This is a genomic window from uncultured Gimesia sp., from assembly GCF_963972345.1.
In the GTDB taxonomy this organism is placed as follows: Bacteria; Planctomycetota; Planctomycetia; order Planctomycetales; family Planctomycetaceae; genus Gimesia.
This window is the reverse complement of the sequence record NZ_CAXAVM010000353.1, coordinates 1-2,569: the sequence shown is the minus strand read 5'-3', so window position 1 is coordinate 2,569 and position 2,569 is coordinate 1. Positions and strand designations below refer to the sequence as shown.

At 49.2% G+C, this 2,569-nt stretch carries 1 protein-coding gene; it reads left to right on the top strand.

The window, feature by feature from the left end; genetic code table 11:
* Window positions 1–471: 471 nt before the first annotated feature.
* Entirely contained in the window at window positions 472–1,995 is a 1,524-nt protein-coding gene (locus AACZ40_RS28955) for a porin (RefSeq protein ID WP_291166545.1), read from the top strand.
* The last annotated feature ends 574 nt before the right edge of the window (window positions 1,996–2,569 follow it).

Genomic DNA, 2,569 nt, shown 5'->3' with positions numbered 1-2,569 from the left:
CGACTGACGCGCGTCTCATAGACTTGAAACATCTATTCGTTCCCTGCCCTCCTCACTTTTCTCATTCTTCTACATGATGAGCGTTCATCCCAAAACACTTGGTCAACCACTCTGCGGTTGGAATGCATCAGACGCAACCCATTTGCCTTCATAATATTATACCCCCCCATGGTAAATTCTCAATCATTGGAAAATCCTGTCACCGGGGAGCACGCCACCTGCAGGATATTGCAGATCACATGCAGATGTTTGCACAAACCTTTAATCAAAATCACCGATTTCAGAATTTTGCCCGAAATAATCACGAGGGCTAACAGTTAAACCGATAAGAAAAACTGAGCAGGTATCCCAGGAAATATTGCCAGAGATGGCTCTGATATCAGTATCCAGCGGGACGGAACTGTGATCTCAAGCAGGGTCAGAATCACCCGAATATAAAACCTGAAATTGATGGAAGAGAGGATTTTTTTAATGCATCAGAAATATACTTTTGGAGATCAACGGGCTGTGAAGCATCCAAAGTATCAAGACGTGCGCCAACCGTTGAGAACTTTTCGAAATCGTCTGTTGACAGTCATGACAATTCTCTGGTTCGCCGGCTTATCACTCTACGAAGTCAAGGCTCAACTCCCGCCGACCAGGGAAGCAGACACATCACTCCAGTCTCAATTACAGATCCTGCAGCAGCAGATTGATGAGTTGAAAGCGCAGCAGGTCGTCCCGACTCAGTATCTCAGTCAGCTCCCTTCTGCCCCGGCTGCTGCGATGGGTGAAGATGAATATGACTCCGATTTGCCTGAGTACATGTTTGGAGATTCCAGCAACAGCAATCAATTTCCAACGGCACGTCTGACTGGTTTTTTCCAGGCGGATGCCGTCGGGTTTATTCAGGATGCTGCTAATATTCAAGCCGTGGGCGATATCCAGAACGGAGCCGACTTTCGACGGGCTCGACTGGCTGCTGCGGGTGATGCCTGGGAAAATATCGGCTATATGCTGGAAATGGACTTCGCGTTTCCCGGTCGCCCCAGTTTTATGGATGTCTGGCTGGAAGTTCGAGACGTGCTGGGGGGCAACAATGTGAGAATCGGTCAATATCGGCAGCCTTTCGGCATGGATGGTCTGACCAGTGTGAAAGAACTGACCTTTCTGGAACGGGGTCTCCCATTTGCCTTCTTACCGTTCCGGCAGATCGGGGCCATGTTCTTTGGTAATACGGAAGATGAGCAGTCAACATACGCCTTGTCCGGCTTTCGCTTTCCGACCGGCCCATATGGTGGAAATATCGGAGACAGTGGCGGCTTTGGTGTCGCCACACGCCTGACCCACCTGCTGATTGATAATGGGGGCTGTGATGGATTGCTACACCTTGGTGGTGGTTTCACATTCGCGAATCCCGCGAACAATCTTGTACAATATCGTAACCAGCCAGAAGTGTTTGTCTCGGAAACCGGTGGCGCAGCCCAGGTTCCGGTCGGCGTGCCGCTAGCCGTGCCTCCCTTCGTAGATACCGGACTTATTCCCACTCAGAATTTCAGTCTGTTCAATGCCGAACTGGCGTATGCCATTGGTTCGTTTTATGCTCAATCAGAAATGATCTATGCCGTCGTCAACGAACGGAATGGAACCACGAACAACTTTTCAGGCGGTTATGCCCATTTCGGATACTTTCTGACAGGCGAATCCAGAACGTACAACCGTAAGGGAGGCGTGTTTGGTCGTGTGGTGCCACTGGAACCATTCAGTAGAGACGGCGGTTGCGGTGCCTGGGAAGTCGCTGGCTGCTGGTCTTATATTGACCTGAACGACAAAAATATTCAGGGAGGCCGATTGACGGACCTGACGCTAGGTGTCAACTGGTATCTCAATCAGTTCACCAAGTTTCAGTTTAATTATATCCATGCCTTCCTGAACAGCAGTTCGAATGTAAACGGCCCGGTGATTGATAACAGCAATGCCGACATCCTGGCCCTCCGGGCACAGGTCGATTTTTAAAGCATCGCATATTTAACCAGAGCGTCGTTCAATCTATTTTACCCTGTCCAGATAGCCCGGAGACACTACAGTAAAACTGGACATAGACCAGAGTAAATCCATTTTCCCTGAGCGGCTGACAGAAGTCTGCAGGGAACATTATCGCCTTTAATTCAGACCTGGATTGTAGGTAATTTTCTACCGACTGACGATTCAAGTAAACTCCCGGTAACTTCCGCAGTAGTATACGGCTTTAATTGAACGGAGAAACTCCTGATCGCTGAATTCCCATTCAGATGCCAGGCTGATATAGCACACTGGAACTGACAGTTTGAAATCAGTATCCAGCCAGCATAGTCTCCATGATCGTAAAGACGGATAAAATCCTGCACATTAAGTGAACCGCTCTGGTAATTACTCAGTCTGAAGAACGCACCATTGTCCGTCTGGTACCGCGAAGCGAAGAAGATCACATGCCTGAAGCAATGACCGGGAGAATTGAGAAAAAGGAAACGTGCCCGCCGCGAGATTCAGGGGCTCAACAGAAATCACGCAGTTGCCAGCCACCCATCATGCTAGCTACCCGCCAAAGTAA

Bases quoted from the DNA above. Each gene is read 5' to 3' on its own strand.
- AACZ40_RS28955 (WP_291166545.1), top strand. From the start codon at position 472: ATGCATCAGAAATATACTTTTGGAGATCAACGGGCTGTGAAGCATCCA.